This is a genomic window from Streptomyces sp. NBC_00299, assembly GCF_036173045.1.
Classification (GTDB): Bacteria; Actinomycetota; Actinomycetes; order Streptomycetales; family Streptomycetaceae; genus Streptomyces; species Streptomyces machairae.
In genome coordinates, this window is the sequence record NZ_CP108039.1 from 1,135,086 (window position 1) to 1,150,364 (window position 15,279).

Here is a 15,279-nt window from a genome sequence, read left to right on the forward strand (position 1 = left end):
TAAGCCTCCGGCTACATCCTTTGGCAACCGTCCGTCGCTGCCGTGGACTTCGGCGTATGGCGGATCACAACTCCCGGCAGGCTACCCCGGCGATCGCGCTGCTCGCCTTCGCCTGCGGGGTCGCGGTGGGCAATGTCTACTTCCCGCAGGCGATCGGCCCGTTGGTGGCCTCGGGCCTCGGCGTCTCCCCCGATTCGGCTGCCACGGTGGTGACCGCGACCCAGTTCGGCTACGCGGCCGGCATCTACCTGCTCGTGCCGCTCGGCGACCGCCTGCGCCCCCGCCGGCTGCTCGTCACCCTGCTCACGCTGACCGGCCTCGGACTGCTCGCCGCGAGTTCGGCGCGGGCGCTGCTGCCCCTGGTCCTCGCGAGCGCGCTCGTCGGGGCGGTGACGGTGATCGCGCCGCTCGCCGGTGTACTGGCGGCCGGCCTGGTGCCCGCCGAACGGCGCGGAGTCGTCAGCGGCACCCTGCTGAGCGGCTCCCTCGCCGGGATGCTGCTGTCCCGTGCCGTCGGCGGCGCCCTCGGCGACTGGCTGGGCTGGCGGGCGCCGTACGTCCTCGCCGCCGCGCTCTCCTTCACGGTCGCCGTCCTGCTGGCCCGCATGCTGCCGACGCTGCCCCCGTCGGCCCGGGCCCCCTACCCGGCGCTGCTCGCCGCACCCCTGCGGCTGCTGCGCACCGAACCCGAGCTGCGCCGCTCCTGCCTGTACCAGGCGACGGTGTTCGCCGGGTTCTCCGCGGTGTGGACGGGCGTGGCGCTGCTGCTCACGGGGCCGGTGTACGGCATGAGCGCGAAGGCGGCCGGGCTGCTCGCGCTCGTCAATGCGGCGACGATGCTGTGCACGCCGGTCGCGGGGCGGTTGGTGGACCGTCGGGGTCCGGACCGGGTCAACCTCGTGTGCTTCCTCTTGGTCGGTGCCTCGGCGGTGGTGCTGGCGTTCGGCGGCCTGGGCGGCGTACCCGGGCTGACCGCGCTGGTCGTCGGCACGCTGCTGCTCGACATCGGCATGCAGTCCGGGATGGTCGCCAACACGGTGCGGATCTACGGCCTCGGCGCGGACGTCCGCAGCCGCCTCAACACCGCGTACATGACCTGCGCCTACCTGGGTGGCACGGCCGGATCGTGGCTGGGGGCCCGGGCCTACGGCCGCTTCGGGTGGACCGGCGTGTGCGCACTGGTCGCGACGCTCACCGCGGTGGCGGTCGCCCGCCATCTGAGCCGCCGGAGAGCCGTCACTGGGCCATGTGCTCCGACTCGGCCTGCTCCTGCTCCTGCTTCTTCGAAGCCCGCAGGCTGGTCACCGTCGTGATGGCCAGGACGAGCACGATGAAGCCGAGCGAGAAGGGGATGCTGATCTCCGGGACGTGCACGCCGGACTCGTGCAGCGCGTGCAGGACGAGCTTGACGCCGATGAAGCCGAGGATGACCGACAGGCCGTAGCTGAGGTGGACCAGCTTCTTCAGCAGGCCGCCGATGAGGAAGTACAACTGCCTGAGGCCCATCAGGGCGAAGGCGTTGGCGGTGAAGACGATGTACGGGTCCTGGGTCAGCCCGTAGATCGCGGGGATGGAGTCGAGGGCGAACAGGACGTCGGTGGAGCCGATCGCCAGCATCACGACCAGCATCGGGGTCATGACCCGCTTGCCGTTCTCAGTGATGAACAACTTGGTGCCGTGGTACCGGTCGGCCACGCCGAAGCGTTTCTCCACTGCCTTCAGCAGCTTGCTTTCCTCGTACTCCTCCTCGTGCTCCTCCTTGCGCGCGTCCTGGATGAGCTTCCAGGCGGTCCAGATCAGAAAGGCGCCGAAGAGGTAGAACACCCAGGAGAAGGCGGAGATGATCGCCGCGCCGGCCGCGATGAACCCGGCGCGCAGTACCAGGGCCATGATCACGCCGGCCATCAGCACGCGCTGCTGGTACTGCGAGGGCACCGCGAACTTGCCCATGATCAGGACGAAGACGAAGAGGTTGTCGACGCTGAGCGACTTCTCCGTGATGTACCCGGCGAAGAACTCGCCGGTGGGCCCGCCACCGCCGTGGACGAACAGGCCCAGTCCGAACAGACAGGCCAGGACGACCCAGACGATCGTCCACGTCCCCGCTTCACGGATGGAAACGTCGTGGGGTTTGCGACCGATGAAGAAGTCCACGGCGACGAGCGCGCACAGGGCGACGATGGTCAGCAGCCAGACGGAGAGGGAGACGTTCACGGGTTGTACTCCTGGTGCAGGCGGGACCTTGACAGCGTTGTCGCCACCTGGCATCCCTTCCACCTACGACAGGTGAACAACGGGTCATGTCCTGGCAAGCTCCGGGCTCACGCAGGTGCCACCCGCCGGACGGCGGGGAGGTTCCGCCGAACGGCGGCCCTCCGGGCGTGGACCGGTGAGCAGATCATGGCCGCAGAGCCGTCCGGCACCCGCGTGCTGCCGTGTGAGGAGACCCCATGACCCAGGCCCCGCCCCCGCCACCGTTCGACCCCGAGCTCGCCGCCGCCCTGGAGCTCATCAAGGACATGATCTCGCCCGCCCTCACGATGGACGAGATAGCGGACGTCCGCCAGGGTCCGGGGATCGAGATGCTGGCCCGACTCGACCTCACCATGGACGGCTTCTTCGAGGTCGAGGACCGCGCGGTGCCGGGTCCCGAGGGCGCACCCGAGGTCTCCCTGCTGATCTGCCGGCCGGCTGCCGCGGCCGGCGCGGGTCCGCGGCCCGTGATCTATCACGTCCACGGCGGCGGGCTGATCATCGGCAACAACCGTGTCGGCGTCGACGTTCCCCTGACCTGGGCGAGGGAACTGGACGCGGTCGTGGTGTCCGTGGAGTACCGGCTCGCGCCCGAGGACCCCTATCCGGCGCAGATCGAGGATGTGTACGCCGGGCTGGAGTGGACGGCGAAGCACGCCGCCGAGCTGGGGGGCGATCCGCAGCGGATCGTCGTCGCCGGTGCCAGCGCGGGTGGCGGGCTGTCGGCGGCGCTCGCCCTGCTCACCCGGGATCGCCGGGGGCCCGAGCTGATCGGGCAGATGCTCATGTGCCCGATGCTGGACGACCGCAACGACAGCCCGTCCGCCCACCAGATGGCGGGGCGCGGTATCTGGGACCGCACGGCGAACGAGACCGGCTGGACGGCTCTGCTCGGTGAGCGGCGGGGCGGTCCCGATGTCTCCGCGTACGCCGCGCCGGCCCGTGCCGAGGAGTTGTCCGGGCTGCCGCCGGCGTTTCTGGACGTCGGTTCCGCGGAGACGTTCCGCGACGAGGTCGTCGCCTATGCCTCGCGGATCTGGCAGGCCGGTGGGGTGGCCGAGTTGCATGTGTGGCCCGGCGGTTTCCACGGATTCGATGGCTTCGCACCGCAGGCGGCGGTTTCGCAGGCCTGTCGGGGGGCGCAGCTGGCTTGGCTGAAGAGGCTGTTGAGCGGGTGAGATTGGGTGCCAGGGGCGAGGGTTGCGCCTACTCGTCTGCCGGGTTGTGGTGTTGCGCGGGTGCGGGTTGTTTGTAGCTTGTCGCGCCGTTCCCCGCGCCCCTGGGTGGGCCGCCGGCCCCGGGGTCTTTCCGTTGGGATGGGTTCGGCCTTGACCCCGTGCCGCACCATGGGCCTATGAAAGAGCTGGCCGGACGCCTGACCGCGTTGGATCCGGATGCCGGGGCGGCCGTGCGGGTCATCGCCTACTTCGATCGGCTCGCCGAGTCGCGGGCCGGGCTGGAGGCGTTGGTGCGTGGTGCCGCCGTGCTGGCCGGGGTGCCGGCCCGGCTTGTGGACGCGGACCGGCGGGTGCAGGTCCGGGTCGAGGTCGACGGGACGCGGCGGGACAGCGCTGTGCCCCCGGATCCCGTGTGGCCGTCCTCCGCACTGACGCCGGGCGGCGTTCCGGCGCTGTGGCTGGAGCGGGCCCAGGAGGCGGAGCCGAGCGTCGTGGACGCGGTGATCCTGGAGCGGGCCGCCGGGGCCGTACGGCTCGTGCTCGACCGGACCCGGGGGCGGGCGCCGGCCGATGACCCGGCACTGGTGGAGACCGTCCTCGATGCCACGGCTCCGGAGGCGGCGCGACTGCACGCGGCCCGCCGGCTGGGGCTCGACCCCGCCGCGGCGGCGCGCGTCCTGGCCCCGTTCGCCGGCCAACCCCGCATCATCCCGGCGCACTTGGACACCGAGCCGCCCGTCGGCCGCGTGGGCGTGGGGCCCGCGGTCCCGGTGCTCGACCTGCCGCACTCCTGGTCGCGGGCCCGCGTCGCGCTGCGGTTCACGGCCGAGGGCACCGCGCAGGACCCCGGCCCCGGCGTCGTCCACGCCGACGAGCTGGGCGGCATCGCCCTTCTCGCCGACGTCGTACCGTCGGGCTCCGAACCGCCGCCCGACGTACAGGCCCTGGAGGCGGCTGCGGCGACCACGCCCTGGCTGCTCGCCACGCTGCACGCGGTCGCCTCGACGGTGAGCCTGCGGGCGGCGGCGTCAGAGATCAACGTCCACCACTCCACCCTCCAGGAGCGACTGGCCCACGCCGAGCACCAGCTGGGCTGGTCCCTGCGCACTCCGCAGGGCAGATTCCGGCTGGGTCTGGCACTGGCCGTGCGGCATCTGGTGCGGAATTAGCGGGGCGTTGTGGATTGGCGGAGGCCTTCTGGATCATGCCCGCGAAGGCCCCCTGGCGACCGTGGCCACCGTCACCGGAATTCGTGAACCGCCTCGATCTCGCCGACGATGTGGGGGCGTTGAACTCGAACTCCGAATCAACCTCGAACCGAATTCAGCACGGAGTTTCAGCCGACGGCAGCCTCACTGCTTGCATGCGCGCTATACGCGCACTCGCCGGAAATTTCACGGATAGCCTATCCTGGAGGTCATTCATCTCGGGACGGAGGACTCCGGCGCCATGACCGCCACGGACCCCGCGCTCACCGCGCTCGCCCAGGGCTGGTGCGCGCTCTCCCTGCTGCACGGCAGGATCGAGGCGCACATCGAGCGTGCCCTGCAGAACGGGCACGACCTGAGCGTGCGTGAGTACTCCCTGCTCGACGTGCTCAGCCGCCAGCACAGCGGCGAAGGCGGCCATCTGCAGATGAAGCAGGTCGCCGACGCCGTCGTCCTCAGCCAGAGCGCCACCACCCGGCTCGTCACCCGGCTCGAGGACCGCGGCCTGCTCTCCCGCTACCTCTGCCCCACCGACCGCCGCGGCATCTACACCGACGTCACCGACGCAGGCCTGACACTCCTGAACGAGGCACGGCCCACCAACGACAAAGCGCTGCGCCAGGCCCTCGACGAGGCCGCGACGAACCCCGAGCTGGCCCCGCTGGTCCGGACCGTCGAGACGCTCCGCCTCCCCGCCTGAGGGCCCGGCTTCGCGCTACCCCTGCTCCCCGACCGACAGCACCAGCTTTCCGCGCACGCGCCCCGCACTGCTGATCCGCCAGGCCTCGGCGGCCTCGGCGAGTGGGAGCACCCGGTCGACGTGGACGGCGAGGCGGCCCGCGTCGGCCAGTTCGCCGATGGCCGTCAGATCGGCCGGGTCGGGGCGCACCCACAGGACGTGGCCGCCCTTCGCCAGGACGTCCGGGTCGGCGATGGACACCACCCGGTCACGCTGCTTGAGGACCTGCTGGGACACGTCCACGGCGTCGCCCCCGACGAAGTCGAGCGCCGCGTCGACGCCGTCCGGGGCCAGCTCGCGAAGCCGGTCGGCCAGGCCGTCGCCGTAGGTCACCGGCTCGGCGCCGAGTTCCCGGACGAAGTCGTGGTTGCGCTCGCTCGCGGTGCCGATGACCCGGGCGCCGAGCGCGACGGCGATCTGCACGCCGAACATGCCGACCCCGCCGGCCGCCGCGTGCACCAGGACCGTCTCGCCCTCACGCACACCCACGCGCCTGATCGACTGATAGGCGGTCAGTCCCGCCAGCGGCACACCCGCGGCCTGCTCCCAGCTGAGCGAGGCCGGCTTGCGCGCGATCAGCCGCACGTTCGCGGACACCAGCTCGGCATAGGTGCCGAGCTGCACGGAGTCCTTGCGGACATAGCCGTACACCTCGTCACCGGGCGCGAACTCGTCGACGTCCAGCCCGACCCGTTCGACGACTCCGGAGACGTCCCAGCCGGGAATCATGGGGAAGTGGATCTCCATGAGCGGGTCGAGGTACCCCGCCCCGAGCTTCCAGTCCACCGGGTTGACCCCGGCGGCCTTCACGCGGATGAGGACCTCGCCCGGAGCCACCTTGGGGTCGGGGTGCTCCACCAGCTTCAGATCCTCGGGCTGACCGTAGTGCTGCAGTGTGATGGCCTTCATGGAGCCTATGTAACCACACGACTGTTACCGGCATACGCAATATATGCATCCGCATTCACGTGCCGCCCCCGGCATTGACGCGATCTCCGATGTGGCCGTACACATGGCCCCATGAGCGCGCCACACCTTCCCCTGTCCGGCATCACCGTGGTCAGCCTGGAGCAGGCCGTGGCCGCCCCGTACGCCACCCGCCAGCTCGCCGATCTCGGCGCACGCGTGATCAAGGTCGAGCGGCCCGGGGAGGGGGACTTCGCGCGCCGGTACGACACGACGGTGCACGGTCACTCCAGCTATTTCGTGTGGCTCAACCGGTCCAAGGAGTCCCTGACGCTGGACCTCAAGGATCCGCGGGGCCGCGAGATCCTGCACCGGCTCCTCGACGACGCCGACGTGTTCGTGCAGAACCTGGCGCCGGGCGCCGCCGACCGCCTCGGCCTGGGTGTCGAGGCGCTCGGCGCGCGGTGGCCGCGGCTGATCCCGTGCACGATCTCCGGATACGGCACGTCCGGGCCGTGGGCCGACCGCAAGGCGTACGACCTGCTGGTGCAGTGCCAGACCGGGCTGGTGTCGCTGACCGGAACCCCCGACGAGACCGCGCGTGTCGGGATCTCCGTCGCCGACATCGCGGCCGGGATGTACGCGTACAGCGGCATCCTCACCGCCCTCTTCACGCGGGCCACCACGGGCACGGCCCACCCCGTGGAGGTGTCCCTGTTCGAAGCGCTGGCCGAGTGGATGGGCCAGCCCGCCAACTACACCCGCTACGGCGGCACCCAGCCCCCGCGGCTGGGCACCCAGCACCCCACCCTCGCTCCCTACGGTGCCTACCCGGCCGCCGACGGCAGGGAGGTGCTGTTCTCCATCCAGAACGAGCGCGAGTGGGCCGTCCTGTGCCACCGCTTCCTGGGCCGGCCCGAGCTGACCGACGACCCTCGCTTCGCCACCAGCTCCGCGCGGGTGGCGCACCGGGATGAGGTCAACGCCGTCGTCGCCGAGCGCTGCGCCCGCTCCGACGCCGAGGAGATCCTCAAGGAGCTGGAGTCCATCGGCATCGCCTGCGCCGGGGTCAACGACGTCACCGCGTTCCTGGATCACCCGGTCCTCGCCGCCCGCGAGCGCTGGCACGACGTGACCGTACCCGGCGGTGCGACGGTGCAGGCCCTGCTCCCGCCGGCCGACCTCGCGGGACTGCCCGCGCGCATGGACCCGGTCCCTGCGGTGGGCGAGCACACGGAGGCGATCCTCACCGAACTCGGCCGTACCGGCGAGGAGATCGAGGCCCTGCGCGCCGAAGCCGTGATCTGACCGCCGGTCCCCCGGTGTGACCGAACGCGACCCGCCCTCCGTGCGTCACAGTGCCGGGCGGCCGCGGCACCGCCCCTCCCGTGCCTGCCGCTGTCCGTTCAGGGGGATCCATGCGTACGACCGCTTCACGCACCGCCTCGCTGCTCACCGCCCTCGGCCTGCTCGCCGCCGGATGCGGCACCGTCACGGCCGGGTCCGACGACACGGACCCGGCCCCGGAGACCAGGACCCGCGCCCACGAGGTCGCCGAGGCCTGGGACGGTTCACCGGCCGCCGACGCCTGGCTCAAGGGCTACTTCCCGATGGCGGACGCGGTGCAGCCGCCCGAGGACGCCTTCCACAACGAGAACGACAAGAAGGCCTACCAACGCCAGAACTTCGAGCTGCGCGGCGACCTCCCCGGCTCCGAGCAGAAGGACGGGAAGGTGACCTGGCGGGACGGCGGTTCGCTCACGCTGCCGCTCATGGGGGCGCAAGAGGCGTACAAGACGGTGGACCGCACGGACGCGCCCGCGCCGCGCCTCGTCGTGACCGGGGCCAAGCTGGGCGAGACGACGCTGGTCACGAGCCGCGGCCCGGCGACCGTCCCGGCCTGGCTGTTCACCGTCGAGGGCTACGACACCCCGCTCAAGCGGGTCGCCGTGAAGCCCTCGAAGCTTCCCGAGCCGCCCATCGGGCCGGCCCGGGACACCCCCACCGAAACCCTGTGGGAGCTCAACCGGCTGGTCGAGGTGGCCGCGGACGGCCGCTCCGTCACCGTGCTGGCCCACCACGGGTCCTGCGACGACGGACCCGCCGTGGACGTGCTGGAAACGGACGGCAGTGTGGTCCTGTCCGGCTACGTCGTCGGCATGGAGGAAGGCCTGTGCACGTCCGACCTGCGCGCGAAGAAGGTGACCGTCGCGCTGGACCGTCCGCTCGCCGAGCGGCTCCTACTGGACGCGTTCACGGGCCGCCCCGTGCCGCAGGGGAACCCCAACGGGCCCTCCGGCAGCTGGAGCTGACTGGCCGTCACAGTCCTTTGTGGTCCATGCGCCTTGTGGTCCATGCGCCTTGTGGTCCATGCGCCGTCAACTGCGCAGGGCCGCCTCGGCCGCCGCCATGGCCTGCTCGGCGTAGCCGCGGCCGAAGAGCACGGTGTGCACCAGCAGCGGGAAGAGCTGGTGGAGGCCGATCCGGTCGGACCGGCCGGCGGCGAGGGGCGCCGCGTCCTGGTAGCCGACCAGGATCCGGTCCAGGTGGGGGCAGCCGAACAGGTGGAGCATGGCCAGGTCGGTCTCGCGGTGGCCGCCGTGCGCGGCCGGGTCGATCAGCCAGGCGTGCCCGTCGGCACCCCACAGGACGTTGCCGTTCCACAGGTCGCCGTGCAGCCGGGCGGGCGGCTCGGCGGGGCCCGCCAGCTCGGGGAGCCGCTCGCAGACCCGCTCGATCACGGACGCCTCCGCGCCACGGACCGTGCCGTCGTCGACAGCGCGGCGCAGATACGGCAGCACCCGGTACTTGGCGTACCAGCGCGGCCAGTCCGGTCCGGTGACGTTGCGCATCGGGGCGAGCCCGATGTACGCGTCCTCGGGGCCGCCGGGCGGTGCGGCGCCGAACGCCGGTGCGCCGGTGGCGTGCAGCGCGGCCAGATCGCGTCCGAACCGCTCGGCCGCGTCGGCGGTGGGAGGGCCGGTCGCCACCCGTTCTGTGACCAGCCACTGCCCGTCCTGGCCGTGCACGGCGGGAACACGGACCGTGCCGGCGTCGGCCAGCCAGCGCAACCCGGCCGCCTCGGCCAGTGCGGCTCCGTCGCCTTCGCCGCGTTTGACCATCGCGACCTGCCCACCGGCGAGGGTGACTTCGGCGAGCGTCGCGGAGAGCCGGCGTTCCCCGGCGACCGGTCGCCCCGTGAGACGCGCGGCCGTGGCGCCGGGGCCGTCGAAGGAGTCGTCCACGGCCCCAGGGTACGGCGGCCACCTGCCGGACCGGAGTCACCCATCCGGTCAGCTGTTGGCGGCGGCCTTCTTGATCGCCTCCCGGATCCTGGCGTACGTACCGCAGCGGCAGACGTTCTCGATCCGGTCGATGTCCGCGTCCGTCGGCCGGGGCGTCTTCTTCAGCAGGGCGGCCGTGGCCATGATCTGGCCCGGCTGGCAGAAGCCGCACTGCGCGACGTCGCAGTCGAGCCAGGCCTGTTGGACGGGGTGGAGGCGGTCGCCGTCGGCGAGGCCCTCGATGGTGGTGACCGCACGGCCGGCGCAGTCGGCGACCGGAACGACGCAGGGCTGGATCTCGTCGCCGTCGAGGTGGCTGGTGCAGGCACGGCAGGCGCCCACGCCACAACCGTACTTGGGGCCGGTGACGTTCAGCAGGTCGCGCAGCACCCACAGCAGGGGCATGTCGGCGGGGGCCTCGACGGTGACCCGCTTGCCGTTGAGAGTGAAGGAGTAGGACGGCATCGATACCTTCTCGGGTGGCTCAGAAGTTGAGGGGGAAACGGCGCGGCTTGGTGCCGGTCGCCCGTGCGTAGGCGTTGGCGACGGCGCCGGACGCGGCCGGGACGCCGAGTTCACCGGCGCCGCCGGGAGCGCGCCGGGAGGGCATGATGTGCGCCTCGAAGTGCTGCGGGGCGTGCCGCTGGCGGGCGTAGTGGAAGTCGGCGAAGCTGCTCTCCCGGACGGCGCCCCGGTCGATGTGCAGGCCGGCTCGCAGAACGGTGGAGATACCGTCGACGGCCGTGCCCATGAGCTGCGCCTCCAGTCCGCGCGGATTGACTGCCGTTCCGACGTCGGCCGCCATCACCACCTTGGTGACCCGGGGGTTCTTCGGGTCGACGGCGTCGATCTCGACCAGGCAGGCCACACAGGAGTCGTACTCCTCGTGGACCGCGACACCCTGGGCGTGCCCCCGCGGCATGGTCCGGCCCCACTTCCCGGCGGTCGCGACCTTGTCCAGTACGGCCCTGACGGTCCTGCTCCGCAGTGTCGTACGGCGGAAGGCGACGGGGTCCTTGCCGAGGCTGCGGGCGATCTCGTCGACGACGATCTCCTCGGCGGTGCGCACCGTGCCGGAGTCCACCGAGCGCCAGGCGCCGAGGGGGATCGCCAGGTCGACCGAGCCCGAGTTCCCGGAGAGGCGGCCGAAGTTGTAGAGGCCGCTGTCGCTGGGGAGCGGGGCAGCGGCGGGGGCGCGGACGGCCGAGCGTGCGGCGCCTTGACCGGAACCGACGCCTCCTTGAGCGGAACGCAGGCCTGCCTGAGTGGGATTCATGGCTCCCTGCGTGGACAGCCCCCGCTCCTCGAAGGATTCGCTGACCGAGGCCGTCGCGTGGGCGAAGGCGACCACCCTGCCCCGCGCATGACTGGCCCGGATCCGGTGATGGGAGGCCGGGCGCATCCTGCCATGCCGGATGTCGTCCTCCCGGCTCCACATGAGCTTGACCGGCCGGCGCGCCTTCTTGGAGATCAGAGCCGCCTCGATCGCGGCGTCATGGTTCAGGCGCCGCCCGAACGAGCCGCCGCCGCGCACCACATGGACCTGCACCTTCGACACCGGCAGGCCGAGCCACGACGCGATGTCCTCCCGCGCGGACGTCGGGGTCTGGGAGGAGAACCAGATCTCGGCCCGCCCGGCGCGTACGTCCGCCACGGCGGTGAGGACCTCCATCGGCGCGTGGCTGACGAAGGCGAACTCGAACTCGGCCTCGGTCTGCGCCGATCCGCGCGGCGGGTCCCCCAGCTTCGGGACCGCGGTGCGCAGCCGGGAGCGGATGCCGGAGTCGGAGAGGTTCGCCAGCGGGCCGGGCGCCCACTTGATCCGGAGGGCGTCCCTGGCCTGGAAGGCATGGTGGAAGGTCTCCGCGACCACGGCCACACCACCGTCGATCTGGACTACCGCGTGCACACCGGGCATGGCCCGGGCTGCCGTGGAGTCGACCGAGAGGACCTTCCCGCCGATCGTCGGCGGCCGGGCCACGACCGTCGGCCTGGCCCCGGCCGCCGTGAGGTCTCCGGTGTACTTCGCCTTGCCGGTGATGAGTTCGCGGGCGTCGATCCGGGTCGTCGGGCGCCCGATCACCCGGTGTTTCGACGCCGGCTTCGGATCGGTCGGCACGGTCGGCCGTGTGATCCGGGCGGCGCTCCTGGTCAGCGAGCCGAAGGTGGCCGAGCGCCCGTCCGGTGCGAAGACTCTCGTGCCGCGGGTGCGCAGGGTCCGCGCGGGGACGTGCCAGCGGCGGGCGGCAGCGGTCACCAGCTTGGCGCGGGCGGTGGCGGCCAGCTTCCGCGCCGGTCCGTACAGCGAACTGACCGAACTGGAGCCGCCGGTGAACTGGTTGCCCTCGTTGCGGGCATCCGCGAGCGGGATGTCCACGTCGGCGAGCCGGGCGTCCAGTTCCTCGGCGATCAGCATCGCGACCGCGGTGGTGACGCCCTGGCCGACCTCGACGCGAGGCAGCCGTACGACGACCCTGTTGGCCGGAGTGACCTCCAGGACCAGCATCTCCGCGTCGGTGCCGGTGACCAGGACGTCGGAGGACCGGCTGTCGCCGTCCACGGTTCGCTCGGCGCCCTCCGCACTCGCGGAGTCACAGCCGAGCGGTGCCGCGACGGTCAGAGTGGTCGCGGCGAGCGAATAGACCACGAACTGTCGACGGGACAACTGACGGGCCAACAGGCGCTCCTCTCAGCGAACCGGACTGGTTCGACCTGTATGAGGGGTCGGTGCACCGCGGGGTTGCGCCGGCCGGTCGTTCCTTCGGGCTACGGCTCGAGTTGTGAGAGGTCGGTGCTCCACTCCAGGTGCCGTATGAGCTCGTCGTCGCCCGCCCGGTCCGCACTCGCGCCCCGGGGACCGGGGCCCGACGGGGTGTGGGCACCGCGGGAGATGTTGCCGCTCACGGTGATGTTGTGTTCCACGCGAGGGCGGCGGAGGGTCTCGTAGAGGGACAGCGCGGCGTCGGTGTCCGGGGCGTCCCGCAGCGACTTGGCGAGGACTACGGCGTCCTCCAGCGCCATCGAGGCGCCCTGCCCGGTGGCGGGGGACGCCGCGTGGGCCGCGTCGCCGATGATCAGGGCCCGGCCCGAGCGCCAGGGTGTACCGGTGGGCAGTTCGGTGGCGTTGGTGACCATGAGGCGGTCGGGGGTGGCTGCCACCAGGTCGGCGGCGGGGGTCGAGTCCTTGCGCAGCAGCGGCAGGAGCAGGTCGCGCCATTGGGCGGGGGTGCCCTGCGCGATGGTGTCGGCGGCCAAGGGCTCGTCGGTGACGCGGGCGAACCAGTACGTCTCGCCGTCCGGCGACACCGCGTACCCGAAGGCGACGGAGCTGCCGCGCACCATCGTGATGGTCTCGGGCCGGGCCGGGCCGGATGCGGCGCCGGTGTAGCCGTAGCAGACGTACTGCCCGGCGTAGACCGGCCGGGCGTCGGGGGAGATGAGACGGCGGACGGTGGAGTTGAGGCCGTCGGCCCCGATGAGGAGATCGCCGGTCGCCGTGGTGCCGTCGGCGAAGTGGGCGGTGACGCCGCCCTGACCTTCGACGACCGACATCAGGCGCGCACCGTGCCGGATGTCGATGCCGCGGCGCGTGACCTCGGCCTGCAAGGCGGAGTTGAGGTCGCCGCGTCGCAGACAGCGGTACCGCAGGTGCGGGGTGGCGGCCTCGCCGAGCGGCACCTGGGCCAGCTCGGTGCCCGTGTCGTCCAGGACCCGCATCGAGGTCAGCGGGAAGCCGATCGCGGTCACAGCGGCCGAGGCGTCCAGCTGTTCCAGGGCCCGCATGCCGTTGCTCGCCAGCGTGAGGAACGCGCCGATGTCCTCGGCGGAATCGGGGTGCGCCTCGTGCACGACGACGTCGAATCCGGCCTTGTCCAGTGCCAGAGCCGCCGCCGCGCCCGCGATTCCGCCCCCGATGACCAGCACCTGTGCCACGTCGCTCCCCCACTCGTACACACACGACCCCCGTGAGTCGCCCAGGTACTTCATGGAACGCCCGGGCCCCGGCGTCGGTTCCCGACGAGATCGTCGACCTGGGGTTGCCCCCACCCCGTTCCGGGGGTCGTCCGGCGTGTCCTGGACCGGCGACACGTGATCGGCTTGTGCGGACGAACTACGGGGAAAGGCATGCAAGTTGAGGAATCGGAACAGTGACGTCACGAGACCGGGCCCGGCCACACGGCGCGGCTCCTCAGGCCGGCGCGGCTCCTTGAGCCGGGGTGGCTCCTTAGGCCGGCGCGGCTCCTCGGACCGGCGTAGCTCCCTGGACCGGACCGGCCCCTCGGACCGGCGCGGCTACATCGCTCGGCGCACATACTTGGCCTGGCTCGGATACCTCGCTTGGGTCACCGGGGTCGCCCAGTTCTTCGTACTGCACGTGGTCGTGGAGTCGGCGTGGCACACCCCGGCGTACAGCTGGGCCCGGAACAACATCAGCGACCTGGGCAACGTCCACTGTGCCCTGCAGTCGGACCCCGAACCGCGCTACATCTGCTCGCCCGAGCACGGACTGATGAACGGTTCGTTCATCGCGCTCGGCGCACTGCTCGTGGTCGGCGCCGCGCTCACCGGGCCGCTCTGGTGCAAGGGCGCAGCGGGAGTGTGGGCCAGGCTGCTGCTGGCGGGTGGAGGTGTCGGCTTCGTGCTGGCCGGGCTGGCTCCCTCCGACGTCGACGAGAACCAACACGCGCTGGGCGCCCTGCTGGTCATGGGGGCCGGCAATATCGGCCTGATGCCGGCCGGGGCCGGCCTGGCGGGCAGCGTGCCTCGGACGCTGAGGCGGCTGACCGGGCTGCTGGGAGTCATCGCGATCACTGCCCTCGGGCTCTTCCTCTCCGAGCAGTACCTGGGCCTCGGCATGGGCGGAATGGAACGAGTCGCGGCGTTCCCCATCCTGGTGTGGGCGCTGGTCATCGGCACTTTCGCCGTCTTCCGGTTGATTCCCGCCATCTCTCGCGAGGAATGCAACCATTGACGCTACCCGGGTGTCTCACCAGATATCAGACACTTAGCCTCCCCGGGGGACGCAATGGCACAAAAGCGAACTGCATGGGCGACAGCAGCGCTCATGGGCATCACCTTGGGAGTGGCGGCGGTCCCTGCCGGCGCTGCCCCCGCCCGCACCGCCCAGGCCACCACGGCCTGCCCCACCGGCTGGGGCAGCCAGGCCGAGACCCGCTCCGCCGCCACGACGGAGTCGGTGACGAACGTCCGGACCGGCCGGCACGCCTGCTTCGACCGTATGGTCGTCGACGTCCCCGGCGCGGGCAGCGGCGACCTGGGCTATTCCGTCCAGTACGTCAGCCGCGTCTACCAGGACGGTTCGGGCGACCCCATCGCCGTCGGCGGCGGAGCCGTCCTCGAGGTGCGAGTGACCGCACCCGCCTACGACCCCGACACCGGGAAGCCCACGTATCCCGTGCGAGCCGGTCAACGTCTCAAGGGCGTGGACCTCACGGGGTACCGCACCTTCAGGGACGGCCGGTTCGTCGGCAGCTTCGAAGGGGACACGCAGCTCGGGCTCGGCGTCCGGGCACGGCTGCCGTTCCGGGTGTCGGTGACCGACGGCCGGATCGTGGTCGACGTGGCGCACAACTGGACCGGCGCACGCTGAGGGCGGCGGTCGGGGGCCGGGGGCGGGGAGCGATCAGAGCACTCCGCCCCGCCCGGCCTCGCCCGGCACCGGCCCGGCCCTGTCCGGCACCGGCCGACTC

At 71.9% G+C, this 15,279-nt stretch carries 14 protein-coding genes; 8 read left to right on the top strand and 6 right to left on the bottom strand.

All coding sequences use genetic code 11. From position 1 onward, the window contains the following. Positions 1-56: 56 nt before the first annotated feature. Entirely contained in the window at positions 57-1,313 is a 1,257-nt protein-coding gene (locus OHT51_RS04825; RefSeq protein ID WP_328877620.1) for an MFS transporter, read from the top strand. On the opposite strand, the gene OHT51_RS04830 is transcribed toward OHT51_RS04825, so the two are convergent. Next, positions 1,237-2,214 (bottom strand): TerC family protein, encoded by a 978-nt coding sequence (locus tag OHT51_RS04830; protein ID WP_328877621.1) that lies wholly within the window; start codon positions 2,212-2,214, stop codon positions 1,237-1,239. The genes OHT51_RS04825 and OHT51_RS04830 overlap by 77 nt on opposite strands. Positions 2,215-2,450: 236 nt before the next feature. On the opposite strand from OHT51_RS04830, the gene OHT51_RS04835 reads away from it, so the two are divergent. The 3 genes from OHT51_RS04835 (at position 2,451) to OHT51_RS04845 (ending at position 5,339) form a co-directional block, all read left to right on the top strand. After that, entirely contained in the window at positions 2,451-3,431 is a 981-nt protein-coding gene (locus OHT51_RS04835) for an alpha/beta hydrolase (protein WP_328877622.1), read from the top strand. Between the two features lie 176 nt (positions 3,432-3,607). Then, entirely contained in the window at positions 3,608-4,600 is a 993-nt protein-coding gene (locus tag OHT51_RS04840) for a helix-turn-helix domain-containing protein (protein WP_328877623.1), read from the top strand. Positions 4,601-4,880: 280 nt separating this feature from the next. Then, positions 4,881-5,339 (top strand): MarR family winged helix-turn-helix transcriptional regulator, encoded by a 459-nt coding sequence (locus OHT51_RS04845; RefSeq protein WP_328877624.1) that lies wholly within the window; start codon positions 4,881-4,883, stop codon positions 5,337-5,339. Between the two features lie 15 nt (positions 5,340-5,354). Here the strand turns inward: OHT51_RS04845 and OHT51_RS04850 are convergent, their stop codons facing one another. Then, positions 5,355-6,287 carry an NADP-dependent oxidoreductase gene (locus tag OHT51_RS04850; RefSeq protein WP_328877625.1) on the bottom strand — a complete coding sequence of 311 codons (933 nt, stop codon included), beginning with the start codon at positions 6,285-6,287 and terminating at the stop codon, positions 5,355-5,357. Between the two features lie 111 nt (positions 6,288-6,398). Here OHT51_RS04850 and OHT51_RS04855 point away from each other — a divergent pair, with 111 nt between their 5' ends. Continuing rightward, a complete protein-coding gene (locus tag OHT51_RS04855; RefSeq protein WP_328877626.1) occupies positions 6,399-7,592 on the top strand; it encodes a CaiB/BaiF CoA transferase family protein in 1,194 nt (397 codons plus the stop codon). A 110-nt stretch (positions 7,593-7,702) separates the two neighbouring features. After that, the gene (locus OHT51_RS04860; protein ID WP_328877627.1) at positions 7,703-8,596 is read left to right on the top strand and encodes a hypothetical protein; all 894 of its coding nucleotides are present in this window, start codon (positions 7,703-7,705) and stop codon (positions 8,594-8,596) included. 66 nt (positions 8,597-8,662) lie between these two features. On the opposite strand, the gene OHT51_RS04865 is transcribed toward OHT51_RS04860, so the two are convergent. The 4 genes from OHT51_RS04865 to OHT51_RS04880 all read right to left on the bottom strand — a co-directional run bounded on the left by OHT51_RS04865 (position 8,663) and on the right by OHT51_RS04880 (position 13,501). Further along, positions 8,663-9,529, bottom strand: coding sequence for a fructosamine kinase family protein (locus OHT51_RS04865; RefSeq protein ID WP_328877628.1), 867 nt, complete (start codon positions 9,527-9,529; stop codon positions 8,663-8,665). Positions 9,530-9,577: 48 nt separating this feature from the next. Next, positions 9,578-10,033: a (2Fe-2S)-binding protein gene (locus tag OHT51_RS04870; RefSeq protein WP_328877629.1), complete on the bottom strand. Its 456-nt coding sequence runs from the start codon at positions 10,031-10,033 to the stop codon at positions 9,578-9,580. A 19-nt stretch (positions 10,034-10,052) separates the two neighbouring features. Next, entirely contained in the window at positions 10,053-12,215 is a 2,163-nt protein-coding gene (locus tag OHT51_RS04875; protein ID WP_328884243.1) for a xanthine dehydrogenase family protein molybdopterin-binding subunit, read from the bottom strand. 119 nt (positions 12,216-12,334) lie between these two features. Then, positions 12,335-13,501 carry an FAD-dependent oxidoreductase gene (locus tag OHT51_RS04880; protein WP_328877630.1) on the bottom strand — a complete coding sequence of 389 codons (1,167 nt, stop codon included), beginning with the start codon at positions 13,499-13,501 and terminating at the stop codon, positions 12,335-12,337. A gap of 382 nt (positions 13,502-13,883) precedes the next feature. Here OHT51_RS04880 and OHT51_RS04885 point away from each other — a divergent pair, with 382 nt between their 5' ends. Both OHT51_RS04885 and OHT51_RS04890 read left to right on the top strand, forming a co-directional pair. Further along, complete coding sequence (locus OHT51_RS04885) at positions 13,884-14,540, top strand: DUF998 domain-containing protein (protein ID WP_328877631.1); 657 nt, start codon at positions 13,884-13,886, stop codon at positions 14,538-14,540. Between the two features lie 54 nt (positions 14,541-14,594). After that, on the top strand, positions 14,595-15,179 hold the full coding sequence (locus tag OHT51_RS04890) for an AMIN-like domain-containing (lipo)protein (RefSeq protein ID WP_443052407.1): 585 nt from the start codon (positions 14,595-14,597) through the stop codon (positions 15,177-15,179). Positions 15,180-15,279: the final 100 nt, after the last annotated feature.

What these genes read in the sequence shown, in the direction of transcription:
- OHT51_RS04845 (WP_328877624.1), top strand. Translation starts at nt 4,881, where the DNA reads ATGACCGCCACGGACCCCGCGCTCACCGCGCTCGCCCAGGGCTGGTGC.
- OHT51_RS04855 (WP_328877626.1), top strand. Translation starts at nt 6,399, where the DNA reads ATGAGCGCGCCACACCTTCCCCTGTCCGGCATCACCGTGGTCAGCCTG.
- OHT51_RS04870 (WP_328877629.1), bottom strand. Translation starts at nt 10,033, where the DNA reads ATGCCGTCCTACTCCTTCACTCTCAACGGCAAGCGGGTCACCGTCGAG.
- OHT51_RS04850 (WP_328877625.1), bottom strand. Translation starts at nt 6,287, where the DNA reads ATGAAGGCCATCACACTGCAGCACTACGGTCAGCCCGAGGATCTGAAG.
- OHT51_RS04860 (WP_328877627.1), top strand. Translation starts at nt 7,703, where the DNA reads ATGCGTACGACCGCTTCACGCACCGCCTCGCTGCTCACCGCCCTCGGC.
- OHT51_RS04835 (WP_328877622.1), top strand. Translation starts at nt 2,451, where the DNA reads ATGACCCAGGCCCCGCCCCCGCCACCGTTCGACCCCGAGCTCGCCGCC.
- OHT51_RS04825 (WP_328877620.1), top strand. Translation starts at nt 57, where the DNA reads ATGGCGGATCACAACTCCCGGCAGGCTACCCCGGCGATCGCGCTGCTC.
- OHT51_RS04840 (WP_328877623.1), top strand. Translation starts at nt 3,608, where the DNA reads ATGAAAGAGCTGGCCGGACGCCTGACCGCGTTGGATCCGGATGCCGGG.
- OHT51_RS04890 (WP_443052407.1), top strand. Translation starts at nt 14,595, where the DNA reads ATGGCACAAAAGCGAACTGCATGGGCGACAGCAGCGCTCATGGGCATC.